This window comes from Streptomyces himastatinicus ATCC 53653 (assembly GCF_000158915.1).
Lineage (GTDB): Bacteria > Actinomycetota > Actinomycetes > Streptomycetales > Streptomycetaceae > Streptomyces > Streptomyces himastatinicus.
This window is the reverse complement of the sequence record NZ_GG657754.1, coordinates 5,983,311-5,998,443: the sequence shown is the minus strand read 5'-3', so window position 1 is coordinate 5,998,443 and position 15,133 is coordinate 5,983,311. Positions and strand designations below refer to the sequence as shown.

Annotated in this window: 12 protein-coding genes; all 12 read right to left on the bottom strand. The window is 71.8% G+C overall.

Annotation, left to right across the window (positions count from 1 at the left end):
• The 12 genes from SSOG_RS25520 to SSOG_RS53910 all read right to left on the bottom strand — a co-directional run bounded on the left by SSOG_RS25520 (nucleotide 1) and on the right by SSOG_RS53910 (nucleotide 14,966).
• On the bottom strand, nucleotides 1-1,935 hold the full coding sequence (locus SSOG_RS25520) for an ABC transporter permease (protein ID WP_009717136.1): 1,935 nt from the start codon (nucleotides 1,933-1,935) through the stop codon (nucleotides 1-3).
• 133 nt (nucleotides 1,936-2,068) lie between these two features.
• Nucleotides 2,069-3,160, bottom strand: a complete 1,092-nt coding sequence (locus SSOG_RS25515; RefSeq protein WP_050799963.1) for a quaternary amine ABC transporter ATP-binding protein — start codon at nucleotides 3,158-3,160, stop codon at nucleotides 2,069-2,071.
• On the bottom strand, nucleotides 3,160-4,746 hold the full coding sequence (locus SSOG_RS25510) for a GMC family oxidoreductase (RefSeq protein WP_009717134.1): 1,587 nt from the start codon (nucleotides 4,744-4,746) through the stop codon (nucleotides 3,160-3,162). Before SSOG_RS25510 ends, SSOG_RS25515 begins: the two co-directional genes overlap by 1 nt.
• A 211-nt stretch (nucleotides 4,747-4,957) precedes the next feature.
• Nucleotides 4,958-6,460: an aldehyde dehydrogenase family protein gene (locus SSOG_RS25505; protein WP_009717133.1), complete on the bottom strand. Its 1,503-nt coding sequence runs from the start codon at nucleotides 6,458-6,460 to the stop codon at nucleotides 4,958-4,960.
• Between the two features lie 140 nt (nucleotides 6,461-6,600).
• Nucleotides 6,601-7,407, bottom strand: coding sequence for a serine/arginine repetitive matrix protein 2 (locus SSOG_RS25500; RefSeq protein ID WP_009717132.1), 807 nt, complete (start codon nucleotides 7,405-7,407; stop codon nucleotides 6,601-6,603).
• A gap of 143 nt (nucleotides 7,408-7,550) precedes the next feature.
• Nucleotides 7,551-8,342: a hypothetical protein gene (locus tag SSOG_RS25495; protein ID WP_245606372.1), complete on the bottom strand. Its 792-nt coding sequence runs from the start codon at nucleotides 8,340-8,342 to the stop codon at nucleotides 7,551-7,553.
• A gap of 1 nt (nucleotide 8,343) precedes the next feature.
• Nucleotides 8,344-8,763, bottom strand: coding sequence for a hypothetical protein (locus SSOG_RS46885; protein WP_009717130.1), 420 nt, complete (start codon nucleotides 8,761-8,763; stop codon nucleotides 8,344-8,346).
• Nucleotides 8,750-10,477, bottom strand: coding sequence for a hypothetical protein (locus tag SSOG_RS25490; protein WP_009717129.1), 1,728 nt, complete (start codon nucleotides 10,475-10,477; stop codon nucleotides 8,750-8,752). The genes SSOG_RS46885 and SSOG_RS25490 overlap by 14 nt, the downstream gene beginning before the upstream one ends.
• Nucleotides 10,478-10,637: 160 nt before the next feature.
• Nucleotides 10,638-11,627 (bottom strand): malate dehydrogenase, encoded by a 990-nt coding sequence (locus SSOG_RS25485; RefSeq protein ID WP_009717128.1) that lies wholly within the window; start codon nucleotides 11,625-11,627, stop codon nucleotides 10,638-10,640.
• 241 nt (nucleotides 11,628-11,868) lie between these two features.
• Nucleotides 11,869-13,056 carry a helix-turn-helix domain-containing protein gene (locus tag SSOG_RS25480; protein WP_009717127.1) on the bottom strand — a complete coding sequence of 396 codons (1,188 nt, stop codon included), beginning with the start codon at nucleotides 13,054-13,056 and terminating at the stop codon, nucleotides 11,869-11,871.
• 424 nt (nucleotides 13,057-13,480) lie between these two features.
• A complete protein-coding gene (locus SSOG_RS51285) occupies nucleotides 13,481-14,089 on the bottom strand; it encodes a DUF3017 domain-containing protein (RefSeq protein WP_245606371.1) in 609 nt (202 codons plus the stop codon).
• Nucleotides 14,079-14,966, bottom strand: a complete 888-nt coding sequence (locus SSOG_RS53910) for a bifunctional methylenetetrahydrofolate dehydrogenase/methenyltetrahydrofolate cyclohydrolase (RefSeq protein WP_009717125.1) — start codon at nucleotides 14,964-14,966, stop codon at nucleotides 14,079-14,081. Before SSOG_RS53910 ends, SSOG_RS51285 begins: the two co-directional genes overlap by 11 nt.
• Between the last annotated feature and the right edge of the window lie 167 nt (nucleotides 14,967-15,133).

The following is a 15,133-nucleotide window of genomic DNA, read 5'->3' as shown; positions in this document are numbered from 1 at the left end:
TCAGGCCCCCTTCCTGTCGCGGCGCGCGGTCGGCTGGGTCACCCGGTCGAGCATCAGCCCCAGGCAGACGATCGCCACGCCCGCCACCAGACCGGTCGCCAGGTCGCCCTGCGCCAGGCCGAACAGCACGTCGTAGCCGAGCGCGCCCGAGCCGACCAGACCGCCGATGACGACCACGGCCAGCACCAGCACCACGCCCTGGTTGACGGCGAGCAGCAGCGCCGGGCGGGCCAGCGGCAACTGGACCTGGCGCAGCTGCTGCCCCTGGGTGGCGCCGAGCGAACGCGCCGACTCCAGCGCGGACGGGTCGACGTTCCGGATCCCCTGTGCGGTGATGCGGATGACGGCGGGCAGCGCGTAGACGATGGCCGCGGCCGCCGCAGGGGCGCGGCCGACGTCGAACAGCGCGACCACGGGGATCAGGTACACGAACTGCGGCATGGTCTGGCACACGTCCAGTACCGGTCGCAGCATTCGCTCCAGCCGGGCGCTGCGCGCGGCCCAGATGCCGATCGCGAACCCGAGGACCAGCGTGACGACGACGGCCGCCAGCACCTGGGAGAGGGTGTCCATAGACGGCTCCCACACACCGAGCACGCCGATCGCGGCCATGGCGGCGGTTGCGGTCAGCGCGGTGGCCCAGGTGCCGATCAGCCAGGCCAGCGCCGCGACGATCAGCAGGATCCCGTACCACGGGATGCCCTGGAGCCCCTCACGCAGCGGGTCGAGGACCCACTTGAGGTAGTTCGCGGCCCATTCGGCGGTGCCGCCGACGACCGGCACACCGGTGTAGATGTGGTCGACGATCCATTCCTTGAACTGGTTGACGGGCCCCTCGATGGCGACGGTCAAGCCGCCCGGCCAGGTCTGGGAGCCGGACAGCCGTCCGGCGACGGTGATCACCGCGGTGATCACCGCGACGCCCGCCCACGCGGGCCAGCCGCGCAGCAGCCGGGAGCCGCCCTCGGCCGGGGGCGCGCCGAGCCGTTCGCCCGCCACCCCGATGGTGCGGTCCATCACGACGGCGAGGAGCACGATCGGGAGTCCCGCGGCGAGCGCCTTGCCGACGTCGACGCTGGACAGCGCCTGGTAGACGCGGTCACCGAGACCGCCGCCGCCGATCACGGAGGCGATCACGGCCATGGACAGCGCCATCATGATCGTCTGGTTGATGCCCAGCAGCAGTTCCTTGCGGGCCAGCGGGAACCGGGCGGACAGCAGCCGCTGCCGCCAGGTCGCGCCGAGCGAGGCCACGGCCTCCAGCACCCCGGCGTCCGCGCCGCGCAGGCCGAGGGCGGTGAGCCGGGCCATGGGCGGAGCCGCGTAGATCACGGTGGCGAGCACCGCGCCGGGCACACCGTTACCGAAGATCATCACGACGGGCAGCAGATACGCGAACGCGGGCAGCACCTGCATGGTGTCGAGCACCGGCCGCAGCACCCGGAACGCCAGTTCCGAGAGGCCGCCGGCCAGGCCCAGCAGTCCGCCGATGACGACGGAGGCGGTGACGGCGACGGCCATCAGCGCGAGCGTCTGCATCGTCGGCACCCACATGCCCAGCACTCCGCAGACGGCGAGGGACACGAGGGTCGTCACCGCGACCCGCACCCCGGCGACCCGCCAGGCGAGCAGGGTCAGTCCGGCGGTGACACCGGCCCAGCCGAGGGCGAGCAGGGCGATGTAGACGACGCGGACGCCGGTGATGATGGCCTGGCTGATGTGGCCGAAGAAGTAGAGGAAGATCCAGTGGCTGTCGCGGTTGTCGAGGATCCAGTCGCTGGACTTTTCCAGCGGTCCGGACACATCGACGGTCAGCGCGTGGGGCCATCCGGCACCGGCCCACTTGGCGTGGGCGAGCGGTATGAGCACGGCGGCGATCACCGCGAGCACCGCGAGCTTGCGGACGGTCGGGCTGCTGACGAGCGTGCGCAGCAGCGACGGGCGCGCTTCGGCCGCGGCGGTGTTGTCCGCGGACGGCGCGGTGTCGGGGTCGGTACGGGAGCGGGTGGTCGTCGCGCTCACACGCGCCTCCCGGTGCCGCTCGGCGGGAAGAAGGTCGGGGGCGTGCTCATGCCGCGGCCGCCTCCTTTCCGTCCAGGCCCGCGACGACGCTCAGCAGGCAGGCGTGGTCGACGACGCCCAGGCAGCGGCCGCCGTCGACGACGCGCGCGGGGCCGCCGGAACGGGCCACGGCCTCGATCGCGTCGGCGACGGTGGTGCCCGGCGTCAGCGCGGGGCCGCCGTCCTCCTCGTCGGACTTCGCGGGCCGCATCGCACGGCGCACGGTCAGCACCTGCTCGCGCGGCACATCGCGGACGAAGTCCCGTACGTACTCGTCGGCCGGGGAGCCGACGATCTCCTCCGGGGTGCCGATCTGCACGATGCCGCCGTCACGCATCAGCATGATGCGGTCGCCGAGCCGCAGCGCCTCGCTGAGGTCATGGGTGATGAACACCATCGTCCGGCGCTCTTCGTGGTGCAGCCGGATGACCTCCTCCTGCATATCGCGGCGGATCAGCGGGTCGAGCGCGCTGAACGGCTCGTCGAACAGCAGCACCTCGGGGTCGACGGCGAGCGCCCGAGCCAGGCCCACGCGCTGCTGCTGACCGCCGGAGAGCTGGCCGGGGCGGCGGCGCTCCAGACCGGTGAGGCCGACCTTCTCCACCATCTCGGCGGCCTTGGCGCGGCGCTCGGCCTTGCCCATGCCCTGGATCTCCAGGCCGTAGGCGATGTTGTCGAGGACGGAGCGGTGCGGCAGCAGCCCGAAGTGCTGGAAGACCATGGCGGCGCGGTGGCGGCGCAGATCGCGCAGCCGGGCCTTGTCCATGGCCATGACGTCCTCACCGTCGATCTTGAGCGTCCCGGAGGTGGGCTCGATCAGGCGGGTGAGGCATCGCACCAGGGTGGACTTGCCGGAACCGGACAGTCCCATCACCACGAACACTTCGCCCGGTTCGACGTCGAAGGAGACGTCCCGGACGGCGGCCGTGCAGCCGGTGCGGGCACGCAGGTCCGCGGCGGACAGCTCGGCGTCGGGCGAGCCGGGAACGCGGTCGGCCTTCGGGCCGAACACCTTCCACATGTCGCGGACCGAGAAGACCGGGGTGCGGTCGCCGGTCTTGGGGCTGTCGGGCGTCTCGGGGGCCAGGGTCGTCGCCATCACGCCTCACCTCCCGGAGCGAGCTGGGCGGCTCGGTCGCGCGATCGGTAGCGGACCTGATCACGCTCGCCGACCAGCAGGTCCGCACACTTTTCGCCGACCATCAGTACTCCGATCATGGGGTTCACAGCAGGCATCGTCGGGAAGACGGAGGCGTCGGCGATCCGGATGCCGGACAGACCGCGGATCCGCAGATCGGGGCCGACCACGGCGAGGTCGTCGTCGGCGGCGCCCATCTTGCAGGTGCCTGCGGGGTGGTAGACGGTGTGCGCGACCTTACGGGCGTACTCGCTGATCTCCTCGTCCGAGGTGATCTCCGGGCCCGGGCACACCTCGCGCTTGAGCCAGCCGGACAGCGGCTCGGTCTTGGCGATCTCGCGGGCGAGCTTGATGCCGTCGACCAGGGTGCGGCCGTCGTAGTCGTCCTCGTCCGTGAAGTAGCGGAAGTCGAGGGCGGGCTTGACCTCGGGGTCGGCGCTCGTCAGGTAGAGGCGGCCGCGGCTGCGCGGCTTGGGGATGTTGGGGGTCATCGACACGCCGTGCTCGGGCTTCTCGTAGCCCAGCCGCTCGGGGTTGTCGGTGAAGGGGATCTGGTAGAAGTGGAACATCAGATCCGGACCCTTGGACTCCGGGTCGCGGCGTACGAACAGGCCGGCGTCCGAGTCCATCGCGGAGTTGTCCGGGATCGGGCCGTCCGTCTCCCACACGATCACCGACTCGGGGTGGTCGAGCAGGTTCTCACCGACGCCCGGCAGATCGGCCTTGACCGGTATGCCCAGCGCCTCCAGGTCGGCCTTGGGACCGATGCCGGAGTGCATCAGCAGCCGCGGGGTGTCCACCGCGCCCGCACAGACCAGCACCTCGGTCCGCGCCTCGACGAGGATCTCCTCGCCGTCCTTGGTGCGGACGTGGACGCCGGTGGCCCGGCCGCTCTCGTCAAGCTCCAGCTTGTACGCCCAGGTCTCCAGCATGATGTGGAGGTTCGGCCGGTCCAGGAAGGGGTGCAGATAGGCGACCGAGGCCGAGGAGCGCTTGTTGTTCTCCGGGTGGTACGAGAGGTCGAAGAAGCCGACGCCCTCGTGGAACGGCTTCTTGTTGAAGCCCTCGACGCGCGGCACGTCGGCGGCGGCCTGGGCGGCCTCCACGAAGTCCCGGGCGATCGCGTTCCGGTCCTTCTCGTCCACCGGAACGACGTTGTTGCGCAGCTTCTGGAAGTACGGGTCCATGGCGGTGGCGTCCCAGCCCTCGGCACCCGCCTCGGCCCACTCGTCCCAGTCGCCCGGCAGCGGTTTGAAGGAGATCAGGGTGTTGTGCGAGGAGCACCCACCGAGCACCCGGGCGCGGCTGTGCCGGATGTGCGAGTTGCCGCGCGGCTGCTCGACAGTGGGGTAGTCGTAATCCAGGTCGCCGCCGAGCAGACCCAACCAGCGGCGCAGGGTGAGGACATCGGGGCGGTCGATGTCGGAGGGGCCGCCCTCGATGACGGCGACGCGGACGTCCGGATCCTCCGTGAGCCGGGAGGCGATCACCGATCCTGCGGTGCCGCCGCCGATGACGACGTAATCGTATGCGTCAGGTACGGGCATGGTGGGGGTTACTCCTCGCGGTCTTCCGGTCTTCCGGGACGGCCCGCACGGGTGCGGACCGTGGGCCGTCCCCGGAGGGAGATGGGGGTTTCGGACGAAGGGGAGAGAAGGGGGATGCGCCGGGCGCCGTCACCGGACGCGACGAGGCCCGGGCCCGGCGGGAGGTCCGGGCCCGGCCGTGCCGCCCCGGGCGGGGGCCGGCGGCGGGGCGTCAGCCGCCGAACCAGCGCACCGGGCTGGGCCGCAGGTTCTCGTAGACATGCTTGGTCTCGCGGTACTCGTCCAGGCCCGCCGGGCCCAGCTCACGCCCGACGCCGGACTTGCCGAAGCCGCCCCATTCGGCCTGCGGGAGGTAGGGGTGGAAGTCGTTGATCCACACGGTGCCGTGACGCAGCCGCGCGGCGACCCGGCGGGCGCGCGCGGTGTCGGACGACCAGACCGCACCGGCCAGGCCGTACTCCGTGTCGTTGGCGAGCGTCACAGCCTCATCTTCGGTGCTGAAGGTCTCCACCGAAAGGATCGGGCCAAACGTTTCTTCTCGGACGACCCGCATCTCACGGTGGCACTGGTCGAGCACGGTCGGCAGGTAGAAGTAGCCGGTCGCGGGGCGGACGTCGGACGGCTCAGGCTGCTTGCCGCCGGTCCGCAGCACCGCGCCCTCCTCCAGGGCGGACGCCACGTACGCCTGGGTCTTGGCGAGCTGCTGGGCCGAGACGAGCGGACCGCATTCGACACCGTCTTCGGTGCCGCGGCCCAGCTTGATCTTCTCGGCGCGGCGGACCAGCTCGGCGACGAACCGCTCGCGCACCGACTCCTCGATGATCAGCCGGGCACCGGCCGAGCAGACCTGGCCGCTGTGGATGAAGGCGGCGTTCAGCGCCTGGTCGACGGCGGTGTCGAAGCCCTCGTCGGTGGCGCAGGCGTCGGCGAAGACGACGTTCGGGTTCTTGCCGCCCAGCTCCAGGGCGACCTTCTTCACGCTCGGCGCGGCGGCCTGGGCCACCTTGGTGCCGCTGATCAGACCGCCGGTGAAGGACACCAGGTCCACATCCGGGTGCTCGGACAGCCGGGCGCCGACCGGGTCGCCCGCACCGGTCACCAGGTTGGCCACACCGTTCGGCAGGCCCGCCTCGACCAGCAGCTTCACCATGTGAACGGTGGACAGCGGGGTCACTTCACTGGGCTTGATGACGAAGGTGTTGCCCGCCGCGAGCGCCGGGGCCACCTTCCAGCTGGCCTGGAGCAGCGGATAGTTCCAGGGCGTGATCATCGCGCAGACGCCGACCGGCTCGTGCACCACGACGCTGTGCACGTCGGGGCTACCCGCGTCGACCACGCGGCCGGGCGACTCGCCCGTGACCAGGTCGGCGAAGTAGCGGAAGGCGTTGGTCACGTCGTCGACGTCGACCCGGCCCTCCTCCAGGGTCTTGCCGGTGTCGCGGCTCTCCAGGAGCGCGATCTCCTCACGGTCGCGCTGGAGCAGATCGGCGACCCGCCGCAGCAGGGCCGCCCGCTCGGCGACGGGGGTGTGCGGCCAGGGGCCGCTGTCGAAGGCGCGGCGCGCGGCGGCGATGGCCGCGTCGGTGTCCTCGGCGCCGCCCTCGGCCACGACCGCGAGCGTCTTGGCATCCGCGGGGTCGAGGACCTCCCGCTGCGCGCCGGATGCGGCCGCCCGCCACACCCCGTCCACATGAATGGTCTCGACTGCCGACACGTCTACCTCTGCCTTCCGGGGGTTGCGAGCGTTTCCGCTGGCCACGCCAGCAACAGGGACCCCTTACCGGAAGCGCGAAACGTATGCGCAAATTTTTCTTGAAAGTGGCACGGCTCACGCGAGGCGGAGGCGCGGACGGTCTACGAAGCGGTGCAGTAGGCGGTGGGACAGAAGGTCTCCAGCACGGTGTCGTGGAGCGAGCGCTCCTGCGCCCGGTCACCGGCGGGGCCGATGATCAGCACCGCGTACATGGTGCCGTTCTGCGCGGCGAAGCGGCGGTCGAGTATCCGGCGGGCACCGGACTCCTTGCTCTGGTACGTGTACTCCAGCTGGGCGGGATCCATGGCGGCCGCGCCCAGCTGGGCCAGGGTGATCTGCTCATAGCCGCTGCTACGGGACGCCAGCCGCTCGGCCTCCTGCGCCGACTCGTACGGGGTGGCCTCGGGGCCGTGCAGCTCGAAGACCTGGATCTTGGTGGAGTCGTCGGGCGAGGTGTAGAAGACGCTCGGCCCCTCCACCGTCCGCCGCCAGCCGTCGGGGACGGCGATGTCGAAGCCCTCCGGGTCCCGCTCCGTGCTGAAACCCGCGGGCGGTGCGGAGCCCGTCAGGGGCGGCGCCGCCGAGGAGGACGCGTCCGGGGACCCGGACGGATACGCCGAGGGCAGACCGGACGGCGAGGCGCTCGGCAGCCCCGACGGCAGATCGGTGGGCGCACCGGTCTCGGGCGCGGGATAGACATCGTCCGGTGCGGTGGCGTCCGCGGTCGCCGAGGGCGCGGGGGTCGCACGGTCCCAGGGCAGCGGACCCGCCTGCTTCCCGGTCGAACCGTCGCCGCCGAACGCCACCCAGCCGGAGAACGCGATCCCCGCGGTCAGGAACACCGTGACCGCGACCGCCTGCACCACCCGCCGCGTCTCCGCGCCCGGGTCCGAACCCCCGTCAGACATGCCTGTTCCCCCTACATCGCATTTTTCTACCCATAAGCCGAGTTAATCTAGTTAACCGACATACGGTTTACCCAGTATGCGCGCTTCCGCCACCTCCGCTACCGCCCCGATGCCGGATAGTTCGCCACCGGAGATGTACGCGCTCAGCCCGCCGGGCAGTACGTGGTGGGGCAGAAGGCGCCCAACGCGACCCGCTGCCGCTCCACTTGACGCGGCCACTCATCGGACGGGCCTGCCACCAGCACCGCGTACTGCACGCCGTCCGGTCCGGTGAAGGCACGGTCGACGACGCGGCGCGGCCCGTACTTCTCGCTGCGGTAGCCGTATTGCAGCTCCGCGTCGGCGTCGTCGCCCGGGCCGAGCCGCTTCAGCCCGTACCGCTTGTAGCCGGGGTTCTTCTTGAGGCTGGTCTCGGCCTGCTTCAACGCCTCGTACGGGGTGACCTGCGGGCTGGTCAGAGCGAAGACCTGGAGCAGCCGGCTCGCGTCGGACGACTCGTAGAAGACCCCCGTATCGCGCTTGACGCGCTGCCAGCCCACCGGGACGTCCAGCGTGAATCCCTCCGGATCCGCGGTGCGTTGATACCCCTGCGGCGGCCCGCTGCCCGCGACGGCCGACCCCGACTGCGACGCGGACGGCTGGCCCGACGACGGCACGGAATCGGACGGCGAGGGCGAGACGGTGTCCCAGCCGGACGCGGTAGCGCTCGGGCCGCTGCCCTCCTTCGCCGTGTCATCGCCGCTGTCCGACAGCAGATGCCAGGTGCCGACGCCGATGCCGCCGATGAGCACGACGGCCAGCACCACGAGCAGCACCGGCCCCCGGTGCGGACTGGGCGGCCGTCTGCCCGGGGCGGGTGGCTCGGCACCCTCCCCCACCCAGCGCTGCGCGGCCTCGTCCCAGTGGGGGCCGCGCTCGTCGCCCGGCGTGCTCATCTCAACCACCCAGCAGCGCGCCGACCGCCTGGCCGACCGCGACGCCCGACGCCAGCATGCCGATCCCGGCCCCGGCGTCCTGCAACAGCACCCGGAGCCGGGCGAGGCGGCCCGCCCCGGCCCGGCCGGTGCTGGCGATCTCGTCCTGGGCACCGGTCAGTTCGTCCGACAGCGCGCCGATCTCGGGGGTGGCCACCATCCGCTCCAGATCGGCGGAGAGCTGCTGGACCGCGCGCAGCAGCTCCTCGTACGCGGGGTCGCAGGCGACGCCCTCCTGCGCCCCGTTCACGATGTGGTTGTGGTCGCCGATGCCGACGACACCGCCGCGCACATTGCCGATGCGGATGTTCCCGAACCGCCGCCCGCCCTGGCCCCCGGCCGTGCCCGCGCCGCTTTCCTCGTCCCTCTCAGCCGTCCCCATGGCCGCCTCCCCCTCCGTTGCCCCTGGTGTTGCTCACCGTGTTGTTGTCGCCGACGGTGATGGCGCTGTCCTGCGCGGACTCGATGAAGATGCCGCCACCGCTCACGTTGATGATCTTCTGCTCGAACTCGCCGGTCTCCCATCCGGCTTCATCCAGCGCCTGCCGCACCCCATTGGCCACCCGGTCCTCGACGCTCTTCAGATAGCGGCTGACGTCCATCTCCTGGAAGAGCGAGGCGCCCTCGTCACTGCCCAGCTCACGCACGGACTTCCAGGGCCCGTCGGGGATGGCCGCGGCATAGGCGCCCGTGTACGTCCGCACCAAGAAGGCGATCATCCGGAAGCCGTGGATCAGCACGCGGCCCGCGGCCGTGGGCGTACGGGCCACCGCCCACAGCACCTTGCCCGGGAGTCCGCCGCGGCGGTGGGAGTCGGTGAGCCGGTCGATCGCGCGGAAGTCCGGGCGGATCGGGCGCAGCACATGCGGCGCGAACTCCACCATCAGCATGCCGCCCTGGGTGTGCACCCGGACGAAGACGGTGGTGACGACCTCCTCCTGCCAGGCTCCGACCCGGATGCGCAGGAAGTGCCGCCGGACCTCGCCGCCCTCCTCGACCGCCTCCGCCCGCTCCCGCTCGAAGTGCGCCTCGCCGTGCGGCGCGAGGGAGCGGCTGCGCAGCCCGGTGGCCTTCACGAACACGCACTCGTCCAGCTCCAGACCGCGCAGCCGGTCGCGGACCTCGAACGACTGCCTCGGCACGGTGGCGGTGCGGGCGCCGTTCCGCGCGGGGGTCCTGGCGGACGGGGTGCGCAGGTTCTCCACCAGCGGCCGGATCCGCTCCAGGATCACCCGGTTGTCGAGCGGCACCGCCGTACGGCCCTCGCGCGGGCGCAGCTCGACCGCGAGCGTCCAGGTGGCATGCGCGGTGCCCGCCCCGAGAAAGGGGTGCTGATCGTGGTAGAGGATCACGGGCGCGTGCTGCTCGCGCCGGATCAGCTCCCGCACCCGCCGGAAGCGGGCGCTGCCGGAGCGCTCGGCGGGGTCCTCGGCCGGAGCGGCGAAGGTCCGCGGATCGAGGTCGGCGGACAGCACCCGGGCCACATGCTCGCGGTGCAGGGCGACCGCCGCGGCCATCGCGGTGGGGATCAGCAGCGCCGCCCAGGCGGCCCCGGCGCCCGCCCCGGCCGTCAGCCCCGACAGCGAGGTGCTCTCCTCCAGGGCGCTCGGCTCCGGATCGTCCGTCAGGACCAGCTCCAGCGCGGAGAACACATAGGCGATCAGCAGCAGCACCCCGAACACCCGCAGGACCGCGGCCAGCCGCCGCCGGGCGGGCGGGATCCCGTCGGAGCCCGGATAGTCGGCGCGGAAGGGGCCCGAGGCACCGCCCCTGGCCCAGGTCGCCAGCAGCAACAGCCCGCAGGACATCAGGAAGATGACGAAGAAGCCCTTGGCCAGCAAGAAGTGCAATAACCAGAGGGCGATCAGCAGCAGGGTCCAGCCCGCCTCCAGACGGCGGGCGCGCAGCGCGTGGGCGAGCACCCGGGAGGCGTCGATGCCCAGCGACGGCGCCACGACACGCTCCTCGTGGACCAACAGCTCGTCCACGACCGTGTCCCGGAAGTCATCGTCCAGATAGGCACCCGCGCACAGCAGACGCGTGGCCTCACTGGCCGTGTGTCTGGACGCGTGATCACTACGACTGCCTGAGCCCATGCTCTCCCCCCGAGGCCGGCGTCAACCTCTCTTACGGTAGGAGACGGTGGGGCGCAAGAACAGGGAATAGCCGAAGGGTCACTCTCCGGAGTGAATAACGGAGGGTGACCCTTCAGAAGTCCGCGGCGGGGTGCGTCTCAGAATCCCGCGGCGAGGTGCGTCAGATGAGGCCCAGACCGCGCACGGCCTCACGCTCCTCCTCCAGCTCCTTCACCGACGCGTCGATGCGGGTGCGGGAGAACTCGTTGACGTCCAGGCCCTGGACGATCTCGAACTGCCCGTCCTTGGCGGTGACCGGGAAGGACGAGATCAGGCCCTCCGGCACCCCGTACGAGCCGTCGGAGACCACACCGGCCGAGGTCCAGTCACCGGCGTCGGTGCCGTTGACCCAGGTGTGGACGTGGTCGATGGCGGCGTTGGCCGCGGAGGCGGCCGAGGACGCGCCCCGGGCCTCGATGATCGCGGCGCCGCGCTTGGCGACGGTCGGGATGAAGGTGTCGGCCAGCCACTGCTCGTCGTTGACGACCTCGGCGGCGTTCTTGCCCGCGACCTCGGCGTGGAAGACGTCCGGGTACTGGGTGGCGGAGTGGTTGCCCCAGATCGTGAGCTTCTTGATCTCACCGACCGGCACCCCGGTCTTCTGGGCGAGCTGCGACAGCGCGCGGTTGTGGTCCAGGCGCGTCATCGCGGTGAAGCGGTCGCCCGGTACGTCCGGGGCGGCGGCCTGGGCGATCAGCGCGTTGGTGTTGGCCGGGTTGCCCACGACCAGGACCTTGATGTCGTCCGCCGCGTGGTCGTTGATGGCCTTGCCCTGCGGCTTGAAGATGCCGCCGTTGGCCTCCAGCAGATCGCCGCGCTCCATGCCCTTGGTGCGCGGGCGGGCGCCGACCAGCAGCGCGACGTTGGCGCCGTCGAAGGCGACGTTCGGGTCGTCGGAGATGTCCACGCCACGCAGCAACGGGAACGCACAGTCGTCCAGCTCCATCGCGGTGCCCTCGGCCGCCTTCAGCCCCTGGGGAATCTCCAGAAGCCGCAGTTTCACCGGAACGTCGGCGCCGAGGAGCTGACCGGAGGCGATGCGGAAGAGCAGCGCGTAGCCGATCTGGCCTGCCGCGCCGGTGACGGTGACATTGACGGGAGTGCGGGTCATGGCGGTCTCCTGCGCTGTGTTTGTCCGAGATCTCTTGGTGTCGAGATACCGGCGTCAGGCTATCCGACGGCGGAGCGCGCGCATCCCCGGGCCTCTGTGTCGCTTCTCACCGGTCACGCCCCGGCGGCCGCCTGCCAGGAGGGGGAGTACAGACGGCCGCCCGGTGCCGCACCCGTGGGGGGGGTTCGGCGTGCGCCTGCCCCGATTCCACGGGGGCATTCCCCCTCCCGGAAAATTCCCCCTACGGGGTGCCTTCCTTCGGTGTGCAGCCGCGCTGTCCGCCGGTGAGGGTCGCGCACGCGGTGGCCCGCGAGGTGGCGTCCGCCGTGACCATCCGGGTGTACGCGTCGCCGTCCGCGTCGACCTTGCCGCGCTCCGTACGGTTCTGCCCGCCGCCCTTGGCGGGGGCGCCGACCTCGACCAGATCGCCGGGGGCCGCCTGGGCGATGCGGGCCCACGCGGCGCCGCAGACCTTGCTGTAGCGGACCTCGATGTACGCCGTCCCGACCATCGCGTTCGCGGCCGTCCTGGCGTACTTGCCGCCGCAGCCCATGGCCTGGGGGTCCTTGCCCGCGCAGCCGTTGCCGGAGCACTTCACCCCGGCTGGGAGCCGGGAGGCGGTGGTGGCCGGGGACTTGACCGGCTTGTGGGCCCGCTTCTCGTCGTCGCCGCCCTGCCCGGCCAGGAGGACGGCTCCGGCCACGATCAGCAGCGTGCCGACGACGCCCCCGGCGAACAGCGCGATACGGCGCCGGGGCCCCGGCGCGGGACGCGGTGGACCCGGCTCGTCGGCCGCGGGCGGTACGGGCGGTGTGGGCGACGCGGGCGGCGCGCTCGACACGGGTGGTGCGGGTGCCGCGTCGGGTACGGGCAACGTCGGCCACGCGCGCGACGACGACGCCGGAACGGGCTCCACCAGAGGCTGTTCGGGCTCGGGAACGTCGACGCCCTGGACGGTCCGGGTGCCCTGGTCGGCCGGAGCTTCCTGGCTGGGCTGAGCGTTCTGGCCGACGGCGGGCGCGGCGGTGGCCGGGCGGGACTTCGCCGACTTGCGCCCGTTCTTCTTCTCCTTCTCCGCGGGCGGCGGCGCGAACTCCTCCAGCGCGGCCCGCGCCCGGTCGACCCGGATCGCCTCCATCGTGTGGTCGTGCCGCATCTCGGCGCGGCTCCAGGCCCGCTCCGCCAGCTCCCACAGGATGCCGAGGTGACCCGCGTCCGCCCCCGTCGCCTCGGCCAGCGCCTCCACCGCGCCCTGCGGCGGCAGGAGTCTGCCGCCGAGGTAACGCTCCCAGGAGGTCTTGCTGTAGCCCGTGCGGTCGGCGATGGCCACGACGCTCAGACCACTGCGGTCGACGAGTCCGCGTAACTGCCCGGTGAACTCCCGCACCTGCGGATCGAGTTCCTCCGGCAGGTCCCTCCAACGAGGCATGTGCCTCCCCCTGTCCCCCCGTACGTACCTGGTGGTTCCCCTTGGTCTGGTCCCCGTGCCGGCTTCCCGGGGCGTCGATCTGACTACCCAAAGAGATGCCTTGCCCCAGGATGTCAGTTCTCCGCGCGAGGGCGCATCGGAGCATTTCGGGCCCGGGGGCGCACTCCCTCGGCGCCGGCTCATCGTTGCGCAGCCGATACCTCGTTGCGGAACGGTCACTTCCGAGCCACAGGGGTTCGACGTCCATTGATCCCGCACAGCTGACACACAACCCTGTTCACCAGGCGGTCCGTCCTTCTTCGGGGGAGAGGGCGGACCGCCGCCCGGACCGCGAGGGATGCGAACAAGCCAACGGCGGCCCGTCCTCCCGCGGGGGGTGAGGACGGGCCGCCGTTCGGTTGGCGGGCCGCGCGGAGGGCGCGGACTAGCGGACCGTGAAGTGCACCACGTCCTGAAGGAACGGAAGCTTGATCCAGGGGTTCGGCTGGACCATCAGCGACAGCAGCAGGATCACCGCGCCGAGCCCGCCGTACGTCAGCAGGTCGGTGAAGCGCGACCGTACGGCCAGCATCCCGACCTCCGGCAGCGCCCACCGCAGCCCCGCGCCGGCCAGCAGGGACAGCCCGATCAGCGCCGTGCCCAACCGGAACCCGTCCATTGCGACGATCAGCAGCCCCAGCGCGACGCCGCCCACCACCGCCAGGAACGGCCACTGCCGGGCGGTCGCCGGGGCGCTTCCGGGCGCGGCCCGGCCGCCGCCCTGCGGACGCGCGGTGTCCCGGGTGATCAGCGGGAAGCGGCGGGACTTGCGGAGCAGCAGCCCGGGCAGCTCCGCGACCGTCGGCTTGCCCCCCGGGGCCTGAGCGCCCGCCGGGCCCTTGGCCGCGGAGTCTTCCGTAGCGGAATCCTTGGCCGCAGAGTCCCTGGTCGCGGAGGCCGCGGAATCTTCGGCCGCCGCCTGAGCTGTCTGAGCCGCCTGAGCCGTCTGCCCCGTCTGACCGCCCGCGGGGTCTTCGCTCGCCTCAGCCGTCATGACCGGCACCGCCGTCGGCGGCCGCCTTCGCGTCCCGCTCGGCCGCCTCCACGACGTTGACCAGCAGCTGAGCACGCGTCATGGGGCCGACGCCGCCCGGGTTCGGCGAGATCCAGGCCGCGACCTCGGCCACATCGGGGTGGATGTCGCCCGCGATCTTGCCGTGCTCGTCCCGGCTGACGCCCACGTCGAGCACCGCGGCGCCCGGCTTGACGTCCTCCGCCTTGACCAGGTGCCGCACCCCGGCGGCCGCCACGATGATGTCGGCCTGGCGCAGCTGCGCGGACAGGTCGCGGGTGCCGGTGTGGCACAGGGTGACCGTCGCGTTCTCGGAGCGGCGGGTGAGCAGCAGCCCGATCGACCGGCCGACGGTGATGCCGCGGCCGACGACCACCACGTGCGCGCCGTTGATCTCCACGCCGTGGTGGCGCAGCAGCTGGATGATGCCCTGCGGCGTGCACGGCAGCGGTGCGGTCTCGTTCAGCACCAGCTTGCCGAGGCTCATCGGGTGCAGCCCGTCGGCGTCCTTGGCCGGGTCGATCAGCTCCAGCACCCGGTTGGTGTCGATGCCCTTGGGCAGCGGCAGCTGGACGATGTAGCCCGTGCAGGACGGGTCCTCGTTCAGCTCGCGGACCGCCGCCTCGATCTCCTCCTGGGTGGCGGTGTCGGGCAGGTCGCGGCGGATGGACGCGATGCCCACCTGGGCGCAGTCGCGGTGCTTGCCCGCGACGTACCACTTGCTGCCCGGGTCTTCGCCGACGAGCAGGGTTCCGAGGCCGGGATGGACGCCCTTGGCCTTCAGCGCCTCCACGCGGCTGACGAGATCGGACTTGATCGCGGCGGCGGTTGCCTTGCCATCGAGAATCTGGGCGGTCATGGCTTCATCCTCCCGGATGCGGGGACATCGATTCCACTCAGGGCCCGTGAGAGGGGCCGGAGCGGGGGTGGGCGGCGGAGGCCGCACCCCTGATCTCGGGGTGCGGCCTCCGGTGTCGCCACGTCGCGCGGGACGGCTCAGTGGAAGAAGTGCCGGGTACCGGTGAA

What these genes read in the sequence shown, in the direction of transcription:
- SSOG_RS25515 (WP_050799963.1), bottom strand. Translation starts at nt 3,160, where the DNA reads ATGGCGACGACCCTGGCCCCCGAGACGCCCGACAGCCCCAAGACCGGC.
- SSOG_RS25510 (WP_009717134.1), bottom strand. Translation starts at nt 4,746, where the DNA reads ATGCCCGTACCTGACGCATACGATTACGTCGTCATCGGCGGCGGCACC.
- SSOG_RS25500 (WP_009717132.1), bottom strand. Translation starts at nt 7,407, where the DNA reads ATGTCTGACGGGGGTTCGGACCCGGGCGCGGAGACGCGGCGGGTGGTG.
- SSOG_RS25495 (WP_245606372.1), bottom strand. Translation starts at nt 8,342, where the DNA reads ATGAGCACGCCGGGCGACGAGCGCGGCCCCCACTGGGACGAGGCCGCG.
- SSOG_RS46885 (WP_009717130.1), bottom strand. Translation starts at nt 8,763, where the DNA reads ATGGGGACGGCTGAGAGGGACGAGGAAAGCGGCGCGGGCACGGCCGGG.
- SSOG_RS25490 (WP_009717129.1), bottom strand. Translation starts at nt 10,477, where the DNA reads ATGGGCTCAGGCAGTCGTAGTGATCACGCGTCCAGACACACGGCCAGT.
- SSOG_RS25485 (WP_009717128.1), bottom strand. Translation starts at nt 11,627, where the DNA reads ATGACCCGCACTCCCGTCAATGTCACCGTCACCGGCGCGGCAGGCCAG.
- SSOG_RS25480 (WP_009717127.1), bottom strand. Translation starts at nt 13,056, where the DNA reads ATGCCTCGTTGGAGGGACCTGCCGGAGGAACTCGATCCGCAGGTGCGG.
- SSOG_RS51285 (WP_245606371.1), bottom strand. Translation starts at nt 14,089, where the DNA reads ATGACGGCTGAGGCGAGCGAAGACCCCGCGGGCGGTCAGACGGGGCAG.
- SSOG_RS53910 (WP_009717125.1), bottom strand. Translation starts at nt 14,966, where the DNA reads ATGACCGCCCAGATTCTCGATGGCAAGGCAACCGCCGCCGCGATCAAG.